The 20,316-nt window shown below is 56.5% G+C and carries 22 protein-coding genes; 5 read left to right on the forward strand and 17 right to left on the reverse strand.

Features of this window, described 5'->3' with window-relative positions; all coding sequences use genetic code 11:
• The first annotated feature begins 66 nt into the window (after nt 1-66).
• Complete coding sequence (locus AC3Y2E_RS24330; protein WP_379215021.1) at nt 67-1,035, forward strand: magnesium transporter CorA family protein; 969 nt, start codon at nt 67-69, stop codon at nt 1,033-1,035.
• 208 nt (nt 1,036-1,243) lie between these two features.
• Here AC3Y2E_RS24330 and AC3Y2E_RS24335 read toward each other — a convergent pair whose 3' ends face one another.
• Nucleotides 1,244-4,354, reverse strand: coding sequence for a heparinase II/III domain-containing protein (locus tag AC3Y2E_RS24335; RefSeq protein ID WP_379215024.1), 3,111 nt, complete (start codon nt 4,352-4,354; stop codon nt 1,244-1,246).
• Between the two features lie 235 nt (nt 4,355-4,589).
• On the opposite strand from AC3Y2E_RS24335, the gene AC3Y2E_RS24340 reads away from it, so the two are divergent.
• Nucleotides 4,590-4,919: a hypothetical protein gene (locus AC3Y2E_RS24340; protein ID WP_190929843.1), complete on the forward strand. Its 330-nt coding sequence runs from the start codon at nt 4,590-4,592 to the stop codon at nt 4,917-4,919.
• A 581-nt stretch (nt 4,920-5,500) separates the two neighbouring features.
• Here the strand turns inward: AC3Y2E_RS24340 and AC3Y2E_RS24345 are convergent.
• From AC3Y2E_RS24345 to AC3Y2E_RS24370, 6 genes are all read right to left on the reverse strand, one after another.
• Nucleotides 5,501-5,698, reverse strand: coding sequence for a YgaP family membrane protein (locus AC3Y2E_RS24345; protein WP_379215027.1), 198 nt, complete (start codon nt 5,696-5,698; stop codon nt 5,501-5,503).
• 4 nt (nt 5,699-5,702) lie between these two features.
• On the reverse strand, nt 5,703-6,185 hold the full coding sequence (locus AC3Y2E_RS24350; protein ID WP_379215029.1) for a Crp/Fnr family transcriptional regulator: 483 nt from the start codon (nt 6,183-6,185) through the stop codon (nt 5,703-5,705).
• A gap of 311 nt (nt 6,186-6,496) precedes the next feature.
• Entirely contained in the window at nt 6,497-7,003 is a 507-nt protein-coding gene (locus AC3Y2E_RS24355; protein ID WP_379215031.1) for a hypothetical protein, read from the reverse strand.
• Nucleotides 7,004-7,061: 58 nt separating this feature from the next.
• Nucleotides 7,062-7,367 (reverse strand): YtxH domain-containing protein, encoded by a 306-nt coding sequence (locus tag AC3Y2E_RS24360; RefSeq protein WP_332076121.1) that lies wholly within the window; start codon nt 7,365-7,367, stop codon nt 7,062-7,064.
• A gap of 82 nt (nt 7,368-7,449) precedes the next feature.
• Complete coding sequence (locus AC3Y2E_RS24365; RefSeq protein ID WP_379215034.1) at nt 7,450-7,707, reverse strand: GlsB/YeaQ/YmgE family stress response membrane protein; 258 nt, start codon at nt 7,705-7,707, stop codon at nt 7,450-7,452.
• A 942-nt stretch (nt 7,708-8,649) separates the two neighbouring features.
• The gene (locus AC3Y2E_RS24370; protein ID WP_379215037.1) at nt 8,650-9,393 is read right to left on the reverse strand and encodes an IclR family transcriptional regulator; all 744 of its coding nucleotides are present in this window, start codon (nt 9,391-9,393) and stop codon (nt 8,650-8,652) included.
• A gap of 345 nt (nt 9,394-9,738) precedes the next feature.
• Between AC3Y2E_RS24370 and AC3Y2E_RS24375 the strand changes: the two genes are divergently transcribed.
• The 3 genes from AC3Y2E_RS24375 to AC3Y2E_RS24385 all read left to right on the forward strand — a co-directional run bounded on the left by AC3Y2E_RS24375 (nt 9,739) and on the right by AC3Y2E_RS24385 (nt 12,888).
• The gene (locus tag AC3Y2E_RS24375; RefSeq protein ID WP_379215039.1) at nt 9,739-10,716 is read left to right on the forward strand and encodes an alpha/beta hydrolase; all 978 of its coding nucleotides are present in this window, start codon (nt 9,739-9,741) and stop codon (nt 10,714-10,716) included.
• Nucleotides 10,717-10,832: 116 nt separating this feature from the next.
• Nucleotides 10,833-12,011 carry a Fe-Mn family superoxide dismutase gene (locus tag AC3Y2E_RS24380; RefSeq protein WP_379215041.1) on the forward strand — a complete coding sequence of 393 codons (1,179 nt, stop codon included), beginning with the start codon at nt 10,833-10,835 and terminating at the stop codon, nt 12,009-12,011.
• 256 nt (nt 12,012-12,267) lie between these two features.
• Nucleotides 12,268-12,888 (forward strand): GNAT family N-acetyltransferase, encoded by a 621-nt coding sequence (locus AC3Y2E_RS24385; protein WP_379215043.1) that lies wholly within the window; start codon nt 12,268-12,270, stop codon nt 12,886-12,888.
• Between the two features lie 192 nt (nt 12,889-13,080).
• Here the strand turns inward: AC3Y2E_RS24385 and AC3Y2E_RS24390 are convergent, their stop codons facing one another.
• The 10 genes from AC3Y2E_RS24390 to AC3Y2E_RS24435 form a co-directional block, all read right to left on the reverse strand.
• Nucleotides 13,081-13,953: a hypothetical protein gene (locus tag AC3Y2E_RS24390; protein ID WP_379215046.1), complete on the reverse strand. Its 873-nt coding sequence runs from the start codon at nt 13,951-13,953 to the stop codon at nt 13,081-13,083.
• Nucleotides 13,950-14,402: a flavodoxin gene (locus AC3Y2E_RS24395; protein ID WP_379215048.1), complete on the reverse strand. Its 453-nt coding sequence runs from the start codon at nt 14,400-14,402 to the stop codon at nt 13,950-13,952. Before AC3Y2E_RS24395 ends, AC3Y2E_RS24390 begins: the two co-directional genes overlap by 4 nt.
• A 174-nt stretch (nt 14,403-14,576) precedes the next feature.
• The gene (locus AC3Y2E_RS24400) at nt 14,577-14,936 is read right to left on the reverse strand and encodes an antibiotic biosynthesis monooxygenase family protein (protein WP_379215050.1); all 360 of its coding nucleotides are present in this window, start codon (nt 14,934-14,936) and stop codon (nt 14,577-14,579) included.
• A 456-nt stretch (nt 14,937-15,392) separates the two neighbouring features.
• Complete coding sequence (gene folE / locus AC3Y2E_RS24405; RefSeq protein WP_190929831.1) at nt 15,393-15,986, reverse strand: GTP cyclohydrolase I FolE; 594 nt, start codon at nt 15,984-15,986, stop codon at nt 15,393-15,395.
• Between the two features lie 39 nt (nt 15,987-16,025).
• Nucleotides 16,026-16,238: a YneF family protein gene (locus AC3Y2E_RS24410; RefSeq protein ID WP_190929830.1), complete on the reverse strand. Its 213-nt coding sequence runs from the start codon at nt 16,236-16,238 to the stop codon at nt 16,026-16,028.
• Between the two features lie 157 nt (nt 16,239-16,395).
• Nucleotides 16,396-17,427 carry an HD-GYP domain-containing protein gene (locus AC3Y2E_RS24415; protein WP_332076130.1) on the reverse strand — a complete coding sequence of 344 codons (1,032 nt, stop codon included), beginning with the start codon at nt 17,425-17,427 and terminating at the stop codon, nt 16,396-16,398.
• A 76-nt stretch (nt 17,428-17,503) separates the two neighbouring features.
• Nucleotides 17,504-18,679: a tRNA epoxyqueuosine(34) reductase QueG gene (gene queG, locus AC3Y2E_RS24420; protein WP_379215054.1), complete on the reverse strand. Its 1,176-nt coding sequence runs from the start codon at nt 18,677-18,679 to the stop codon at nt 17,504-17,506.
• A 10-nt stretch (nt 18,680-18,689) separates the two neighbouring features.
• Entirely contained in the window at nt 18,690-19,127 is a 438-nt protein-coding gene (rnhA, locus tag AC3Y2E_RS24425; RefSeq protein ID WP_190929827.1) for a ribonuclease HI, read from the reverse strand.
• On the reverse strand, nt 19,128-19,724 hold the full coding sequence (lepB, locus tag AC3Y2E_RS24430) for a signal peptidase I (protein ID WP_190929826.1): 597 nt from the start codon (nt 19,722-19,724) through the stop codon (nt 19,128-19,130).
• 1 nt (nt 19,725) lies between these two features.
• Nucleotides 19,726-20,277: a DUF402 domain-containing protein gene (locus tag AC3Y2E_RS24435; RefSeq protein ID WP_190929825.1), complete on the reverse strand. Its 552-nt coding sequence runs from the start codon at nt 20,275-20,277 to the stop codon at nt 19,726-19,728.
• Nucleotides 20,278-20,316 lie beyond the last annotated feature (39 nt).

A 20,316-nucleotide genomic window follows, 5' to 3' on the forward strand; every position in this document is an offset into this window, starting at 1 on the left:
GCCGACCGGAGAACGGACGTGCCTCTTCGGAATGGCCGGGACCGCAATGCCGAGAGGAGAGCGGATATGAGCGAGCCTACTTCAAGCCAATACTCAAGCCCGGATTCGTTTGCCGATTGGCAGTGGGTTCGGCGGCAGCTTCCCCCGCACAAGGACGATCTCTTCGTCACTGACGCGGACACGGCTGCCTGGATCGAACGCTTAAGCCAGGAAGACGACAATTTGACGATCGTGACGGCGACATCGGGCGGGCTGCCCGTCCTGTACGGGACGTTGCGGCACAAGGTCGATTTCGGTTCGAAGCCTGTTCACCCGGAATGTCCTCCGCTGCATTTCCATGTGATGAAATCGCGGCTGATCACCGTTATTCCAGCAAGCAGCGGGCTGGACATCCGCTTGGAGGAATCACCTTGGGCCCAGCGCCTGGAACGCTGCAGAACGGCCCACGAGGCGTTTTGTGTCCTGTTGTGCTCGCTCGTCGAGCCGCTGCATGCGGCGCTGGACGGCTACGAGGCCCGGCTCGGGGAGTTGGAACAGTCGATGCGGGAGCGCAATCGCAAGCGGATTGTGGATCGGCTGTTGGAGCGGAGGCACGAGCTGATTCGATTCGGTCTGGCTCTGACTCCTCTGCGTGAAGCCGGGGACGCCGTACGCGAATCGTTTCTGGACGAGCCGGACGAGCTTCCGGAATGCCTCCGGTTGAGCCTGAAGCTCGAACGGATCGAGCGGCTGCTTCGCAAGCACGAGAACCATATCGATACGCTGCTGCAGATGGAGGAGGTCGTCTCTTCGGTGCGCGGCAACGAGATTATGAAAACGCTGACGATCTTCACCGTGCTGTTCACGCCGGCGACCGTCATCGGCGCCCTATGGGGGATGAATTTCGATCTGCTGCCGTTTGCGGATTGGTCTTCCGGGTTTGGGGCCGCCTGCGCGGCCGTGCTGCTGCTGACCGCCGTGATCTACGCCTGGTTATGGCGCAAAGGCTGGACCGGCGATCTGCTGAGGGGGCGTAAAGCCGGCTCCAACGTCTAAAGGAGCTGTTCCACAAAAGTTCGCCTACATCGCAGCGTCCCGATTCCGAAGCGAAAGGACCTCGGCTTCCACTGCAACGTGGAGGACGAGGTCCTTCTTCTCGGGTAAGCCGACGTATGACCGGGCACCAAGCGCCGGGAAAATCGGTGCGAAGCGGAGCGCAAACATCGCAAAAAAACGTTGAGGACAGCCCCTTCCTATTGTTCCCTCAGTCCCGCGAATACTCCCTTTCGGCGGATAACGGAATATACAACGCCGCACCCTCCTTGATATCGTAAACAAATCCTTTGGCATAGTCCTCCGGATCGGCGTACGAGCGTATGAGCGTCATATCCCCGATATCCAGCACCGTCCCGCCTCCGGGACCGGCATAAGCGCTCCGAATCCGGTAGACCGCATTGCGGACGCCGTCATTCGCAACGTATACGAACCGACCCGCGAGCGTCTGCAGTTCCTCCGCCTCCGCCGTACCTTCGAGCTGTACCGTTATCGTATTCCGATCGCGGAGCTCCTTTGTAAATCCGGTTACTTTGCCGGTACGTCTTCCCGCCGCCAGCACCAGCCGTTCCGCGGAATCCACGCGCCCGATCTCCGTTCCGTCATGGACATAAGCGTACTCCGGGCTGCCCGCACGCTCGGAATACAATCCGAACGCCCCGCGGAATACGATCTCGCCGTCCAGCAGCAGTTCCTCAGCCGGATCAAGCGAGCTGACGATGTAGTCAGTTCTTCCGCACGCCAGCTCCACCCGGACGGCACGGGCGGCCAGATCACCGGCGGCAGCTCCTTTCGCTCCCGCTTCGGCTCCGGCTCCGATTCCTGCAGCTTCCGAACCGGCATTCTTCCGCTCCACGGTCGCCAGCCGGATCGCCCGTACAACACGTTCACCCTGATAAGGCTCTAGGACCGAGGTGAAAAAACTGGACAGATCGCCGCCTTGGCGGTGGGCCAGCACGTAGCGGAGGGAGGCCGGGTTGCCGGGTTTGTTGCGGGGCGGCACTCCGTCCGCCAAGGCAACCTCGTCGAACTCGCCCAGCATCGTCAGCCTGATGTGCACGGTTCCCCGTTCGCCCTCCGGCAAACTTCCCCAGGTGTCGACGACAGACCAGTCAACGCTGAACTGCCGCTGCGGATTGCGGTCCCGCTCGACGTTATTCAGCCAGTGGAAGCCGGCTCCGTTGTAAGCCGCCCCCGGTACATCGTCCCCTTCCGGGCGGACGCCGAACGAGCTGTCCGCCCCCGCATACGTTCCTTCCTTCTGCGGGACCAGGCTCAGTCCCTCGACCGTAACCGGCCCTTCGGCGCCGTGGAAGCTATAATGATGGTCCTGGCCGCCCTGTACGCGGAACAGGTCGACGGCGTAAAACGATTCCCGCCCCACGCGGACCATGGCCGTCACCCTTTTGTACATCGAGATGTGGCGGTACGCCTGCGGAGCTTCGACGTCCATCAGCTTGATGCGGCCGGCGTCGTCAAAATGTCGGGGCTCGCCGACCCATTGCGGGTCCTGCTTTTTCTTGTCCACCAGCACCGTATTATGACTGGTCGTTCCGATCACCCACTGGGCCCGGTGCATATCGACCGTATCGGCGAACTCGGGGTAGCCCAGATCCGGTGTTAAATCGATGCCGAACGCGTGAATCCCGATATTCAGCGTGTCGCGGTGCCCGTGCCCCGTGTTGCGGCCGTAATACATCCAGACGTCCCGCCTTGTATCCGCCACGCTTCCGTCCGCTCCGCCTTCTTCGCCCTCCTCGCCCTCTCTCAGTACGGAGAAGCCGTATCCGGTAAACTGATCGCTGTCCAGACGCAGCCGTCCGCGGTTTGCAACTACGTCCTCGATGTCGCGCGCGATCCGCTCCGGATCATCCGAGAACATCCCGCCGGTAATCCCCGCGGTTCCGTTCCCGTTGATCAAGTAGGCAGCCTGCGCGAATACCGGATCTCCGTATACTTCAAACGCCTTTACAAACACGGAACCTTTAAACCCTATGCCGGGATTTCCGGCCTTCCCGGTATCCCCGATCGTCGGCACGAACCGTCCGGAGCATATTAACGGGATAAAGGCATCAAACATTTTGCGGAATTTGGGATGCCGGTACAAATCCGCCGCCGGATCATCCGAATACCCTTCCATAATATCCGCCACCTCGAGCAGCGAATTCAGCCACAAGGCGTTGTAGCCGGGCGAAGCTTCGTTGCCGTGTCCGTCGCGGTCGACGTCGTTGACGAGCGCTGACAATATATTGCCGCCCGTCACCTGCCAAGGCTGATTCAGTCTTTTCCCCGCACGGCCGTTGAAGGCGATCCATTCCCCGGTTTCCGGCTCCTGGTCGAGTACGACGGCCGCCAGCGCCAGCGCGCTTTGGTGGAAGCCGGTATTTCCGTAGTTTCTTGCCGCCTTGACGGCGGGGTATACCTGCCTCACGATCCCTTGCTCGATATGACTGCACAGCGTTTCCGCCGTATGACCAGTCCCGGACAAGGCCGGCGATTTCCCGTTCAGAAAGCGGATCGCCTCCGGTTCGCCCATCGCCGGGAAAAAAGCGTCGTAGCAGTAAAGCAGCTGCTTGACCAGCGAAGCCTCCCAAATCGAGCCGAGCGCCTGGCCGAGTCCGGTCCCTCCGTGCGAGTTCAAGAAAATCGTTTTGTCATGCTCGGCTACGTCCAGACTTGGATAGACGTCAGCCACGCGATGCAGCAGCACAATGCCGGCTGCGGCATATTCCGGCCTGCCGGTGTATAAGTAGGCGTCGCGCAACGCGGCAAGTGCCTTTAAGATCGCGCCCGTTCCCGGGTGCCACAAAAACCAGTGTACATAATAAGCGACGAACGTATACGTATTCCCCTTCTCATCCGTCCAGCCATAGCCGTCGTCGACGCCCCAGTCCGGGCCTCTCCCGGGATACAGTGTGTTGACGAGCAAGCTGCGGTCCGCCCTTTCCGGACGGAAGAAGCCCGATTCGTCGAGGCCGCTGGCATAATACGCGGCGAAATCGTTCGTCGGGAACGACATCCCGCTGCTCGGGTCCGTTATTTTCCAAGGCGCTTTCAGCGGGTCGGCCTGGTACGGATAATTGCCGTACTTATCGATCTCCTTGCCCGTAACCGGGCTTCCGAGACGCTGATTCACCCCGTAGCTGCGCGGCAGTGTCTGCCCCGGCACAAGATTCCACAGCGCTTCATGCCCGATCGCCAAATAGCTGTCGGCTTCGTTCACCGCGCGGTCCCTCAGCGCCTTCGCCCACTCGAACCGCTCTGCATTACGGCGGGCATTTTCCCTTTTGGGCAGTGTATAAATCGTGCTTCGACGTTTCATCCGGATTCCCCTCTCCATCCTCTCGGTTATCCTATCATACTGCCGGTCGCCTCTGAGGTCATGCCAATTTCGTAAGAAGGGACGGTCATTTATTGAGGTGTAGACGAACTTCTCCGTAACCGGTTTCAAATCGCGGCGTTCCGGTTAAGTAGAAGTACGGGATACCCTAGTACAAGCAAGCATCGTACCGTACGATCAGGCTTAACCCTTATTCTAAGGACAGGCGGTGAATGTCATGACAGTGAAACATCAGATTCGTTGTTTTGACAGTGACATACTGGTATTCGAGACGGATCGCTGCTTCAATGTGAATATTCAAACCCGTTCCAACCCGCTGGGCTTCGGGCGTACGCTTTGTGCCTATGATTCGCTGGAGCAAGCCGTCGAAAGCGCGGAGCACTTCTGTATGGTGTATCAGATCGCCAAGGAGCACGGCTACTACTTGAAGGAAGACGAACTGGTCCGGCATGAGCGCAGACCGATCGCCGTAGCGTGGATTATGGAGAGGCGTCTGACCTCCCGCGAATGGATGGACCTGCTGTCCCGCGCCGAGACAGTTTCATGAGTAGATGAGCCGGCCTCCGGTCCGCTGATGGCGGCCAGGCCGGCTGTATTTTTAAAGCAGTAATTCTAAAGCAGTTTTTTAAGCAAGTTTTTAAAGCAGTATTTATAAGAGCGATCTGCAGCTCTTAATCGGGAACTTGTTTGTTGTTTTTGGGAAATAAAGGTGGTTTGTATCTCTTATTTTCCGTTGCTGGTTGAAGTTACTCCATTTTTCTTCCGATTAAGCGCTGCAAAAAGCTCTTATTTTCGAGAAAATGGGGTTTCATCCAAAAAAGTAGAGTTCCAAACCACCCTTATCCCCCGTCGGCTCCCTGATCTTCGGCTCAACTTTCAACCTAAGATGGGATCTATCCTTTGTTTTGGTTCAATCTTGGTGCCGGTTCAATCTGGATTTTGGTTCATCCTTGGTTTGGGCTCATCCTCGGTTGCGGTCCATTCTTGGTTTTTAGTTCATCCTTGATTTTGCTTCATCCTCGATTCTGGTTCATCCCGGCTTCGTCCACTCTTGATTGCGGTCCACATTCGGATTCGGTCCACCCTTGATTGTGCTCCGTCCAAAGTTTCCGTTCTTCCACGCTTTCTTCATGGCCGCTTGACCGGGCAGGTGTTGACTTTCAGAAGCCGGTACATCCAGCAAATACCCGCCAGCCCGGACAGCAGCAGCGGAACCCCGAGCAGTCCCGCATATTTCCAGGGACCTTCCACAACCAACAGCATCGACAATAATCCGGCACCCGCCGCTACTCGCACAATTCGATCCGCACGTCCCACATTTCTCATCCTTCTACTCCCTCCTGTCTTCCGCTACCCTATGGTCCATGGAGTGGAACGTCATCTCCTCGATCAGCCCGGTGACCGAAACCATGCGTTGGATAAACAACCGGTAAATGAACTGGCTCAGCTCCTTGTGCGTATGCATCCATAATTGGAACAGCGCGGCGGGCAGCACCAGCAGTTCCGTGTCCTCCTCCGTCTCCGCCATCGCTTCATAGCCGGTATGCCCCAGGATGCTGGCCATCATAATAACGCACGTCTCGCCGCTTCGCACCCGATAGAGGGTCAATTCTTTGCCGGCGGGGCTGATTTTGTAAATGCGGACGCAGCCTTTCAGCACAAACGAGGCATGCTCGAATAGATGCCCCTCTCCGACCACGTGCTGAGCCGGGAGACGCGTTATGAACGCTTCCGACTGCCGCCATTCCTCTTGCGGGACTGCGGCGAAGCAGGGAAACTCGGAGACGATTCTGGCGATCTGTTCCGGACGCATGATCCAACACTTCCTATGTATGATTTGGACGGGATTCCCTCATGCGGACCTGTCTTCCAGGCCACTATGAAATACGGCGGCAGCTAATCAGCTTCCATGAATCCCGCTTCTTGTACTCCCTATGCGAGCAATTGCCGCTTTCGCGTAATTCCTTTCTCACGCGCCGTTCCGTTTAGCCGATCCCTGTTATAAGTTCCAGCAACATCCTGCTAAAACCTTCAACATCGGAAAATCGCTCTTTGAAGCTTAGAAGACTACTCCCCGCAATGTCGCTTCTAACGTTCCGCCGCAAAAAAAGACGCCTTCCGGCGTCAGTTTTGGATCGGATCGGGAATCATCCCTTCCTGCTCCAGCTCCGTATTCGTCTTCATCGCTTTCATCTCTTTGCCGAGTCGGATCAGATCCTGTTCATCCTGCGCCATCACGCCGTTTAACGTCATGTGCAGCGCCGGGTCCACCTCTTGCTCCGCCTGACCGATTCCGGCCCCAGCGCTCGGGCGCTCCCGCACACGGTGCGCCGATTCCCCGATCAGCTCGCACAGCTTCCGGTGCGCTTCATCCCGTACGGATACGGGGACACCCTCGCCGCCGCTCCAGTCTCCGCTGAACTCCGCTTGCTGAACGAGCAGCGTAATCCGCTCGGAGCCGTCCGACAAAAACGGAATCCGGTACGTGATTGCGCCGTCACGCTCAGGAGAACGAAACGTCAGCTGGATCACTTTGCGGCCTTCCGTCTCGGAAGGCTGAAACCCTAGCCGAAATGCAGTTTTCCTAAATTCCACCAACGGCCTCGTTACATTTAATTCGCTTAACGTCATCCTGCCTCGCCTCCTGTTATCGTGATTCCGGCCCCGCTCCGGTTCCTTCCACCCGTGATTAGCGCCGAAGCAACCCCCTGCGCGGCTTTGCCTTGCGCACCCGCAGCACCGAACGGGCCATACCCCGTGCGAGATCCGACCATTCGGACGCGTACCCGCTTACTTGCTTGACCGCTTTTTGAGTGCTGTAGGATGCATCCTTGGCCCATTCGCTCGTAGTATCGCGAAGATCCTGGGCTCCGCGTACTAGATCACGGCGAAGCCTTTTGCCTGATTTGGGAGCAAAAAGCAAGGCGGCCGTCGCTCCCACCATTCCTCCGATCCATACCGCTTTCCAGGAACCTTGCAGGTTGCGTTTGCTCATTGCGAATTCCTCCTCATTTGGTTTGTATCGCGTTATCCCATCGTTCATTCTGCTTGCCGTATAGGGTTTATCAGGTTATTCGCTAAGCCGACTTTCGAATCGCTTGGGACAGCATCCCCAGCAGTAATACGAACAATGCGGCGCCGACAATGGCCGGGATGACTGCAAAACCGCCAATGACCGGGCCCCAACTGCCAAGCAGCAGCGATCCGAGCCAGCCGCCGGCAAATCCGGCAACCATCGCTCCGAGCATACCGCCCGGCATCCGGTTTTTCACAAGGGCGTCTCCGATCGTCCCAATTAAAATGGCCATCACGATGCTGAGCAAGAGTCCCCACATGCGATCTCCTCCTTCTTGTTGATGAAGGCCGCCTACCGTTTATTACCCCGGCATGCCACACATGAACCAGCCAAATACCGCCACTCCGCGGCGCCCCGTACAAAAATAACCCTACTAAGTGAGACCTCGGCTTTGAAGCGAATCCGGCTGTTTCTCGTAAAACCGGAAACTGCCATGCTCGGTTGCTAAAGAAAAACGGTCCGGAACAGGGTATCGTGACGGTCCTTTGGCGTGCAAACCCATACGTTGGTTCATGGAAGGGAACCGGTACCTTCGCTCCAGCCGGTCGTTGGTGCGGTTGTGTGGAAACACCCCGCCTCCGAATGAAGCCTGTTACCAAGTTTCTTGCGAACCGATCGGGTTGGGCTGCGCTGAGATGACAAGCCTGCAGGCTACCAAACCAGATAAGAGTCTTCGGTGAGGCTGTCGATTCATTGTGGACAACCAAGTGGAAAGGGAAAAGATTACCTTCTGGCGAGTTTTGTCTGGAATTCCCTACCTTACAATCCTTATTCAATCAAGGGATTCCGGACAACCTGTTTGAGCAGAAGAAGGTAACTTTTCACTTGGAACGGTCTTGCTAACACTTCTACACAATGAATCGACAGTCTCTTCGGTACCTTCTATTTTCGGCATTTAGGGAGGAATGAGACCAATAGAGGCGGTTTGTATCCCTTATCTCCGCCACTTGAAGGGGGCTGCACCCGTTTCGCGGATATTAGAAGCTTCAAACCGCTCATATTCCGCGCCCAAGCCGGTTTTCGGACAAGATAAAGGCTGCAAACCACTTCTATTGACGGTGCACAATAGCAATGCAACTCCAAAAAACCGTCCCTCCATTCCAGAGAGACGGCTTTTTCCCCATATTTCCTTCGTGCAACGAATACCGATCACGGCCCCGGTTCCCTAGATACGAGAACCGCTACTAAACCTATCTTAAACTCACTTCAGCATCTTCCCCATCCGGTTCGCGCCTTCGATGATCAGCATCGCATGCTCCTTCATCTTCTCCAGCGTCAGCCGGTTGGAAGGGCCCGATACGCCAAGTGCGGCGACGAGCTTGTGTGCACGGTTGTAGATCGGAGCCGACACGGCGGCCGCGCCGGGTTCACGCTCCTCGATGCTGGTCGCATAACCCAGCCGGCGTATGTCCCCCAGTTGACCGACGAAAGCATCCCGGTCTGCGGGCGAAGCCCATTCCAGCTCGTGCAGCAGCTGCGCCTGCTCATCCGGTTCGGCGAAAGCGATAAGCACCTTGCTTGAAGCGCCCACGCTGAGCGGCAGCCGCGCCCCGATCGGAGCGACCCGTCGGATCGCCTGATTGCTCTGCACCGCCTGAATCCGGATCCGCTCATTCCCGTCGCGCACATACAGACTGATCGTCTCGCCGAGCGAATCTCGCAGCCGTTCCATCTCGGGCTGAAGCAGGACTCCCGGATCGTCGCTTTGCGACATGTTGGCGGCAAGCTCCCAGATCCGGAAGCCGATCCGGTACTTTTCCGTCTCCGCATTGCGGACCAGATAACCTTTCCCTTCCAGAGACGCGAGCAGCCGGTGGACCGTGCTCTTGTGAAGCTCGGTCTTGGCGGCAATCTCGGTGAGGCTCAGCTCGGTCTCGTCGGTGAACAAGGATAAAATATCGAGCGCCCGTTCCACGGCGCGTACGGTCAGCTTCGTATCGTCCATCTTCGATTCGCTCCACATGTTTCATTATATGAAACTCAGTTTTAATTCAAGTATACCTTATCCGTCTTCGGATCGTAAAGAGACTCCGGACTGCCTTTTTCTACACATTTCCTATCCGGCATCTATTGACCAACAGGCCTGTAAACGAATACTATAGAATTAAGATAACTACTTACGTGTATACGATTGGAACCTTGCCCCTATCGCCGGCCTGCGCTTGCCGGAGCGAGTCTCCTTTCCAATCGGCACCCTGTCCCCGGCCGCAGCGATTGTATCCCGATCCAAGCAGAGAACCTCCCTTATTACGCAACTCGAAGTACATCATCGATCAAGGAGGGATACCCCATGGAAACGACCCACGTTTCATCCACAACTTACAGCACACCCGTATTTGAAAACGCTAACATTGGCAAATCGTACAAAAAGCTATGGATGCTGCTTCCCCTTGCCTTGCTGATCGTTCTGTGTACCGGAGCGATCGTCGCTTTCCACGGTTATATCGCCTGGATGCTCGGCCGGCCGTCGATCGCTCCGCTCAGCTCGAACCCGATGAAGGCCGCAGGACTGGCCTATGACGACATCGTCTTCACGAGCAGCGACGGCGGCAGCACGCTGGAAGGCTGGCTGATTCCGGCGGCCGGCTCCGACCGGTCGGTCATCTTCTCCCACGGTTACGGCGGCAACCGCGAAGAGCTGTGGGTCCCTTTCTACAGTCTCGCCAAAGAGCTGAACAAGCAAAACTTCAACGTTCTCCTGTTCGACTACGCTTATGTAGGTACGGATATGTCCGTGACGGGAGGCGTACGGGAGGCGCTGGAGCTGCAGGGCGCGATCGACTTTTTGAAGAAAATCGGGACGAAGCACACGTACGTATGGGGCTTTTCCATGGGAGCGGGCACCGCTTTGCAGACGGCGCTGTACAGCAAAGACATCGAGGCGATGATTCTCGACAGCACCTTTCTGCTCGAGCCCGACACGCTTTACCATAACATTAAAAATCAGGTCGATCTGCCCCGGTTTCCTTCCTTGCCGCTGATTCGCCTGTTTTTCCCGATTATGAACGGCACGAGTATGAACCAGATTCCGTATCAGGATGTCAAACAAAAAGAGTACCCGATGCCGATCCTGTTCATTCACGGCATGAAAGACTCCAAAGCGCCGTATGATATCGCGCAATCGATCTACGAGAACCAGTCCGCTCCGAATACCGACCTGTGGCTGCTTCCCGAAGGCCGGCACGAGCTGATTTACAAAGCGAATAAAAAAGAATACGTTAAGCGGACGATGGCGTTTTTTAACACTGCGGCGGCACGCCAACCGTAACCTCCTTTGCCTGCAAGATCACTCGTTCTCCCGCAGGATCGCCAATTTTCCGCATGGGCCAACTTCCCTTCCGAATACACTGTATAGGATACAGCCTCAGGTAGGGAGGGAAGACCATGTTAGTTGTATACGGCTCGCTGATGCCGCTCAGACTCCTGGAGGAAATCCGCTTCTGGAAAATGCAGGAGAAGGAGCATACCGTCGTAATCCGCGAGCTTATCCCGAATTTGGAGCAGCCGTACGTGCAACTGCTGGAGCAGTGGGAGCTTGTCTTTGCACAAACCGAGGCCGCCGCGAACAAATGGATCGAAGCGGTCATTCGGTCCAATATGACGATAAGCCCGGAGCTGTGGAAGCATGTCGAAGCTTTGCTGCAGCGCTCCACCGCCCAGTCGACGGAATTTATCAATCAGCTGTTCGGCATGCTTGAGAGAAGCGCTGCGGTCCGCAGCGTACCAACCGCGCCCACGGTCATTCAGCACATTATCCGGGAATCGGAATATTTCCTCGGCATCCTGCAATCGATCCTCACCGCGCCGGCGTTCCCCCCGTCTTCCCATCCGGTTCCGTCCCCTCAGCCTCAACCTTACCGCAACGAGGAGCAAGCAGACCGGGAGGAGCCGCTTACGCCGGAAGGCGTATGGACCGATTACACGGCTGCCGCAAAGCCCGTACCGATCGGCGGTCATACCCTGCCGCCGCTTCCTTACGCGTATAACGCGCTCGAACCGCATATTGACGAGAAAACGATGCGGATTCATCACGACAAGCATCACCAAACCTACGTAGACGGCTTGAACAAAGCCGAGAAAATGATGGAGCAAGCGCGCAAAACCGGCGATTTCGACCTGATCAAGCATTGGGAGCGGGAAGCGGCATTTAACGGGGCGGGACACTACTTGCACACCCTCTTCTGGTACGTGATGGCTCCAAAAGCGGGCGGCAAGCCCACAGGGGCGATCGCGACTCAGATCGACCGTGACTTCGGCAGCTTCGAATCGTTCCGGAAGCACTTCTCCGCAGCAGCCGACAAGGTCGAGGGTGGCGGATGGGCCGTGCTCGTCTGGAGCCCGCGCAGTCACAGGCTCGAGATTTTGCAGGCGGAGAAGCATCAGAATTTGTCGCAATGGGATGCGATCCCTCTCCTTGCCCTGGATGTCTGGGAACATGCTTATTATTTGAAACATCAAAACGAGCGGCCCAAATATATCGAAGCGTGGTGGAACGTCGTCAATTGGCCGTACGTGAACGACAGATTCGTCCAGGCGTCCAAATTGAAATGGCGGCCGTACTGACGGAAGCGGCGCTCCGGAACAGGCCCCGCTTCTAAGCCGCAGCCGCGAATACAGGTCAGCTCAGGCTCTCAGGCACCCATCCGCCGTTGTCTGCCTTTTCTGTCCGAATGATCCGAAGAGTCCGCTCCCTTTCCCGATTGGCCTGGTCATTTCGAGTGAAATCGGATCTTTTCTTCAGCCTTCCGTTCCGGTACGATCATAGAAATCCCGGACATTAGAGACACGTTTTCCGGACTAGGGAAGGTGGCGCCATACAATGAACAGACTATACCAACCATTAACCGGAACAGCCGTACGGCTTGTACCGATGGAGCGTGCGCATGCGAGCGCTCTGTACGAAACCGCCCGTGCTCCCGTTGTCTGGACCTATATCCCTGTACGCATGGAATCGCCCGAGGACATGCAGCGGCTGGTCGACGAAGCTATGGCCGAAGCGGAACGCGGTCACACGCTGCCCTATACGATCATGGATAGCGCAGACAGCCGGGTGCTCGGAAGCACTCGGCTGTTCGATTTATCCGATGAAAATCGTTCCCTTGAACTTGGCTGGACATGGCTGACCCCAGGCGTGTGGCGGACACGGGTTAATACCGAGTGCAAGCTGCTCCTGCTGACTCATGCCTTCGAGACGATGGGCGCTAACCGTGTACAGATCAAAACGGATTCGCGGAACGAGCGCTCCCGCCGGGCGATCGAGAGGATCGGCGCCGTCTTCGAGGGCGCTCTGCGCTGTCATTATATTTTGCCGGACGGCTACGTTCGCGATTCGGTCTATTACAGCGTCGTATCGGCGGAATGGCCGGAAGTGAAACGCAGGCTGGAGCAACTGCTTATGAGCCCTCCTTCCAGGCGGCAAGTAAGGCTTGTCGGCGACTAAAGGAACGGATGAGCTTCTGACCGGCAGGAGTCCATTCATAAACCGTTATACTGAGACTGTCGATTAAATGTGAAGAAATGTTATCTGGCCGTTTCACTCGGTTGTTCATAACGAATCGACAGTCTCTATACTGCCTATTACTTTCGTCGGCCCGGTTGTATGTGATTATCGAAGGAATGAACTTATCCCGTACTAATTCAGCTGCCAGCGGTTGGTCGGTTTCGCCGCTTTGCTCCCTCCGGCATGCGTGTAATCCGCTTTATGCCTGCATTTGCGGTAAACGTTCCGTCTCCGGTGCATATGCCCCGTCTCCTCTTCCTCCTGAGCGGCGGTTTCCGTTTCCTGGGCATATTCCCGGAGCAGGCGGATATAATCCGCCGCCTTCGCCACCTCATCCGCCTGTGGGCGGAACACGTACTTGCTGCCGCTCAGCACGCCGAACACCTCGATACGTCCGGGCAGCTCCTCGAACGCTTCGCTGCAGAACAGGACGGCCAGATGGCGGAAGCCGGCAATCACATCGGGATCATCATCCACCAGGTACTTCCGGATCACATAAGGCGAATCCGGACGGTCGTCGGCCCGGTACAACACCTGCACGATGAACGAAACTTCCGCTTGCACCGCTTCGATATGCGTGCGGTACGACTCGAATACGATCAGCGGCCGGATTGCGCCGTTCTGCTCACCGTGCAGCAGCTGTTTCAACGCGCTTACGGCCCGGTACCGCACCTGCCAGTAATGATCGGCGGAATCGAACTTGTAAGTCCGGTTCGTCCACCGGCGGTCCGCCGACCGTTCGATCGAATACTCCGACCGGTGCTCCGGCGGGAGGCTGTAATAATCGTTAACCATATGACAGACCGAATATTGGACGAGCTGCTGCCAGCTTACCTCCGTACCCAGCATCGCCGCGGCGCCGGCTTCCTCATCCGCTTTGCGCTTCAGATAACGGGACGGGCAGCGCAGCAGCTCTTCCAGCTTGTAATCTTCGATCAGCGCCTCCTCCCCCTGCTTTCGGCCGAGCTCTTTATACGCTTCCAGTCCATTCGCGCGTATCATCATCCGGACACACCCGCAGCGGCAGCAGCCACCCGTCTTCCCAACTCGCGGCACGCCTCCTTCTCCTGCTCGGACGGATTCAGCTCCACCTTCAGACCTTCCGCAGCAAGTACCGCTCCGCAGCTCAGCAGCTTTTCCTCCAGCAGATTCACCGCTTTGCCGAATTCAGGATAGGAGGAATCGGCCGAGCCGAACGCCGCCGACGGTTTGCCCGATAAATCGACGTCGTCCATCTCGTCATAGAAATCGAGAAATTCATCCGGCAAATCCCCGTCTCCCCATGTATAAGCGCCGAGCAATACCGCGTCATAATCCGTAAGCTCCGAGGCATTCGTATCAAACACGTCTTTCAATACCGCCTCGGCCCCTTGCCCGCGAATCCCTTCCGCTACCGCATCAGCCATTTCTTCCGTGTTCCCGGTCATGCTCGCAAATACGACAATAACCTTCATCCTGTCCGCTCCTACCCTTCTCCCTTGATCCGATGATCCTTGCCGGAGTCATCCTACATATCCCATGCCAAATTTATGTACAATCGCGCAGCTTGGAAGCTCTGGCCCGCATATACAGCTTCAACAAAGCAATCCGGACAGCCAGCAAAATCAATGCCGTTAACCGGGCAGTCGTCACAGCCGTACCTCCTTCCTGTTCCCATCCGATGCGTACATATCAAGCAAAGAAAGCTCGTTCTCGCGTTTCATCCATATATCGCAGCACGAGCACTCGTAGCGGACGATACCGGACGGCGGCAGCTCGGAGATCACCGCTCCGTACCAGTCGCTGCATACCTGATCGAACTGCTCCGCCGTCAGGTCCCACCGGCTGGTGACGATAAATTCCTCGTACTCCTCCGGACTCCGGGCGGCTAATACTTCGATCGACGACCATTTACCGTAGCCCGCCTTCGACTTGAACTTATCGATGCCGCTAAGCATCCGTCCGCTCAGCCCGTGCTTCAAACAGATCCTTTGAACAACGGCGATCACATGCTCATCCTCCCAATCGAAAGATCGTACTGCCCGCAGCTGAAAGTAGCCGGTCCGCACACGGCATTGGCCCTTATCTCGCTCCCTTTCGCCGGCCCGAACCGGTATCCTAAACGCAAATGGGCTCGGTACTTCCGAATCCCAAACGATAACCCAACAATCTATCCAAACAATCGCAACAATATATAAGCAAATAAATGATAACGTTTCTCATTATATTGATAATGATTTTCATTGTCAATAATAATTTATCTTTATTCTACTTCCGCCTTTCGTTCATCATGCTGTCCCTGCCCTGACGAAGACCCGATAACGGGCATACAAAAAGACGCTCCCACCTCACTGTTACCCAGTGAACGGTAGAAAGCGTCTTTTGCTCTTTGTTTTTGCTTTTGGAATTGCTTTTGGTTCCGGCCATCGCCGCAAGCGAACGCCCGGGAAAGAGCCGCGCTCCTCTCATTCCTTCACAAGCGACAAAAACTCCGAGCGCAGCGCCGAGTCTGTAGCGAACCGGCCGCGGACACCCGATGTAACCGTCTTGCTGCCGGGCTTCTTCACGCCCCGGGAACACATGCATAGATGCTCGCCTTCTACGATGACCATGACGCCTTGCGGGTGAAGCACTTCCACGAGAATATCGGCGATCTCCGAAGTAATCCGCTCCTGCACTTGCAGCCGCCGTGTTACGGCCTCCACCAGACGGGCGAACTTGCTCAGTCCGGCGATCTTGCCGCTAGGCAAATAGCCGATATGGATCTTACCGAAAAAAGGCGCCATATGATGCTCGCATTGGCTGTAATATACGATATCCTTAACGATAACGAGCTCCTCATGCTTCTCGTCGAACGTTACGCCCAGCACTTCCCGGGGATCTACGGAATAACCCGCGAAAATCTCCTCGTACATTCTCGTTACCCGGGCCGGTGTCTCGATCAGCCCTTCGCGGTCGACATCTTCCCCGATCAGCCGCAAAATTTCTTTCACATGATTCTCGATCAGCTCGCGGTTCCGTCCAACGTTATCGTTCTGGTATTCCTTGGTACCTGCCATTCGTACCCCTCCTCCTCGCTTGCGCGGGAGACGCAGCAATTATTTCCACTTCTGGTTTTTCATCATGTGCTGCATTTGCTGCATCTGCTTTTTATTCAAATTGTAGCCCATTTTTTTGGCCATCTGCTGCAGCATCTCCGGATTCGACTGCATCGCTTCCATCTGCTTGCGCAAATAATAAACACCGATGAAAAAACCTCCGACCAGACCAACGATCAACGTTACGATCGGAATTACCCAATTCCACCACATTCCAGCGTCACCCCAACATTTGTTCGTAAAAACTCCCGAATACACTTCATCATAACGAAATAAGCCGCTCTTAGCAAGCGGTACAATGTGCCGGATTCGGCCCCGCTTTTCGTGCAGTCGAGCCGGCTTTTAAGATAGATCCGGCTCGGGTCAGGCGCTAGAGCAGCACATTTTCTACGAACACGGTCGTATGTTTGGCGAGATCCACTTCCTTGACCTCGATATGGTCGTCGTTTTGGCTAACGACGCGGACAACCGGACGGCCGGGCAGCCCCCGGTGCTGTCCGACGACGACGCCGGTCTCCCTCGTCGACAGCCGGACCGAGGAGCCGGTCGGATAGATCGAGACGGTGCGCAGAAAATGAATCAGCACCTCCCGGTCGAGCTTCGAACCCGCCAGCGCCATCATATGCTCGCAGGCCTCGTGCGGAAGCATTCGTTTGCCTCCGGCCGGCTGCTTGAACTGCAGATTGTCGAACATGTTGGCGACCGCCACGATTTTGGCGTACAGATGAATCTGGTCGGCCGCTACTTTCCGCGGCAGCCCTTCCCCGTCCGGTGTCTCATGATGCTGCAGCGCCACGTGCGCAATTAACAGGTTGAACTCCTGCTTCTGCTTCAGCACCTCGAAGCCCCGCCACGTATGATGACGCTTCGGATCGGCCGAGCTGTCATCCGTCAGCTTCTCCACCTTGCCGATATCGTGCAGCAGGGCGCCGATCGCCAGTTCCTTGAGCTGCTGCGGGGTGAGGCTCATATTGATGCCGATCATCGTCGACATCATACATACGTTTAAGGCATGCACGTACGATTCGTTATCCTGTGTGCGGATGTCGGAGAGCTGGATCAACACCTCTTTGTTTCTCATCACGTCTTCCAGCAGCTGATCGACGCTGATGCTCACTGCGCGGGTATCGAACTGCTTGCCCGAGCGGATCGAGTCGAACGTCTCCGTCATTTTTTTCAGTACGCCCCGTCTCGTCTCCTCCGACAGCACATCGGGAATCTCGACGTCCTCGAACTGGGGATCTTTAATATAAATCATCGTTGCCCCGATCCGGTTCAACGTATTGATCATGTAGACGGTCAATTGCACACCCTCGGACAGCAGCACTGCCCCGGAGCTGGAGAAGATCGTTTTCCCCAGAAATTGTCCCGGCTCCACCTGATCGATGCTAATGTATCTCATGATGCGCCCCCTTCCAGCATAAAAACTTCATCCGCCCCTTCATTCGGGGCGTCTATGAGCGCACTTCCGCAAACGGTTATACGTCCCCCTCCTCCAGTTCCTGAAGAGCGGAGCCAATCCGCTCGGCCGCTTCGGGATGGCTCTCCCTCGGCCAAGCGCGCTTAAGCGCCTCAAGCGCTTCCGCACCGCCTATACGCCCGAGCGCCCACGCCGCCGTCCCGCGAATTTCCGGCCTCTCGTCCTCCAGCAGCAGACCCGCGAGCAGCGGCACGGCTGTCGCGTCCTTGAAATTGCCCAGCGCGATAACCGCGTTGCGCTGAATCGGCTTCTTTCCGCGCCACGAGGCGGACATATCGCCGTAAAGCTCGCGGAATTGCTTGTTCGTCATCGACAGCAGCGGCTTCAGGAGCGGCTTCACCTTCTCCGGGTCCGGCTGCAGCTCGGGCTGATGCGCCCAGTGCTTCCCTTTGTTCACGGGACAGACGACTTGGCACGTATCACAGCCGTAGAGCCGGTTGCCGATCTTCCGCATCAGCTCGTCCGAGACGAAGCCTTTGGTCTGGGTGACGAACGACACGCACAAGCTCGAATGCAACTGCCCCGGACCTACCAGCGCCCCGGTCGGACAAGCGTCGATACAGATCGTACAGTCGCCGCACTGATCCGTAATCGGCTTGTCCGGCGGGAACGGAATATTCGTAATCATCTCGCCCAAATAAACCCACGATCCCCATTCCGGGGTGATGATCGCACAGTTTTTGCCGCTCCAGCCGATCCCCGCCCGTTCGGCAACCGCACGATCCGCCAGCGCACCGGTATCGACCATGCTCTCGGTACGGGCGTCCGGCACCCGCTCCCGGATGAACGCCTCAAGTGCCGCCATCCGTTTGCGCAGCACGCGGTGATAATCCTCGCCCCAGGACGACCGTGAGATGATCCCCCGGTAAGCGCCGGGCTCCGACCTGGGCGGGTTCACCAGCTTGGACGGATAGGCGATCGCGATCGACACGATCGACTGCGGCTGCTCCAGACTAAGTGCTGGATCGGTACGCTTGTCCAGATCCGGCTCCTCAAAGCCGGATTCGCGCCCGAGCTCCCGGTGGCGAAGCAGGATTTGCTTCAACTCTATAAAAGGCTCCGCAGACGCGAAGCCAATCTTGTCGATTCCAAGCGAGGGCGCAGCCTCGCGTATATCTTCTTTTAGTTTTGCCCAGTATTCCCGGGTACCGGGCGCCTTTCCCGCGTCATCCATGGCGCTCACCTCATGTCAGGCGCTTGATCGCTTCCCGAGCCAAAAAATCGCAATGATTGTTGAACTCGTTGTCGCTATGTCCTTTAACTTTAATATACTCCACCTTATGCGTTTCCATTAATTGAAGCAGTTGCTTCCACAGATCCTGATTTTCCACCGGCTGCCCTTTGCTGTTCTTCCAGCCGTTCTTCAGCCAGCCCCGGAACCAGCCCTGCTTGAAGCAGTTGACCAGATAGGCGGAGTCGCTGTAGAGCTTTACGGTGCACGCTTCCTTCAGCGAGCCGATCGCTTCGATGGCGGCCAGCAGCTCCATCCGGTTATTCGTCGTATGCTTCTCGCCGCCGGACATTTCCTTACGGTGCTGGCCATAAAACAGAATGGCTCCCCAGCCTCCGGGACCGGGATTGCCGGAGCATGCCCCGTCCGTATAGATCATGACGTCCTTCACTTACAAACCTCCCATTTGATCGATCGGCCAGAGGATGAAGTCCGCACGACCTTGAATCGCCTTCTCCGATACCGTGCCAAATATGCGGCTGTCCTTGCTGGCGTTCTGGTGCCGGTTATCCCCCATTACAAAGTAACGGCCTTCCTCGACTACGACCGGTCCGCGATCGCCGTCTTCGATCTTGATGTCGGTATAGGGCTCGGCCACCGTCTCTCCGTTCACGTACAGCTTGCCCCCGCGAATCTCCACTTGATCGCCGGGAATCGCTACAACCCGTTTGACCAGATACTGCTTCTCTACCGACTGCATGTCGGGGTCCTTCAAGATAACGACGTCGCCGCGGTTCGGATGCCCTACCAGGTATACGAACTTGTTGACGAACAGCCATTCCTTCTCCCGGAGCGTAGGCTCCATCGAATGACCCTTCACCGTAGACAAATTGAACACGTACAAATTGAGCAAAATGACAATGACAAGTGCCACTGCGATCGATTTGGTCCAATCCCACAATTCCGCCGCCAAACTTTGTCCCTTCGGCTCCTCGGCTGTTACCGCTGGTGCCGTCTCCCGTCCGTCCTGGCTTTCAAAAGTGCCCATGTCACACCCCCGGCCCTTCGTTTCTCCACAGCTCGTAGTAGGCAAGCACCTGATCGTTGCAAAACGGCGGCCCTTCCCGTTTCAGCCGCGCCAGCAGCGATTCGAGCCCCCGCTTCACCTTGCGCTCCACGACATCGGAGTAATGGTAATTGTGCTTATGAAGCTCGTATTCTTCCTGATCGACGATCTGAATCGTGCCGTTCGGCGTGCGGATGACATCCAGATCGTAATCGATGTAAGTAATGACGCCTTCATTCACGTAGGGAGGCGAAGCGATGTTGCAATAGTAGCGGATACCCTGATCCTCCAGAAGCGAGACGACGTTGTACCATTCCCCGGGGATAAAAAAAGTGACCGACGGAATCTTGCTCGTCCATTCCTTGCCGTCCCTTTCGCGGATCGGCGTCTGAGAGTTAATCAGCGCAATCATCGATTCGGCCCGATGCTCCGGGGCAAGAAGCGCGTCCGGAACCCGCCAGTTCTGCATCCACATCCGGTGAAGATGACCGTCATGCTTGAAGCTTTTAATTTGATATGGGGAATATGGATTCATAGTAAGCCCTTTCTGACAACTACTCCTATTATATATCGT

Source organism: Paenibacillus sp. MAH-35 (assembly GCF_058135425.1).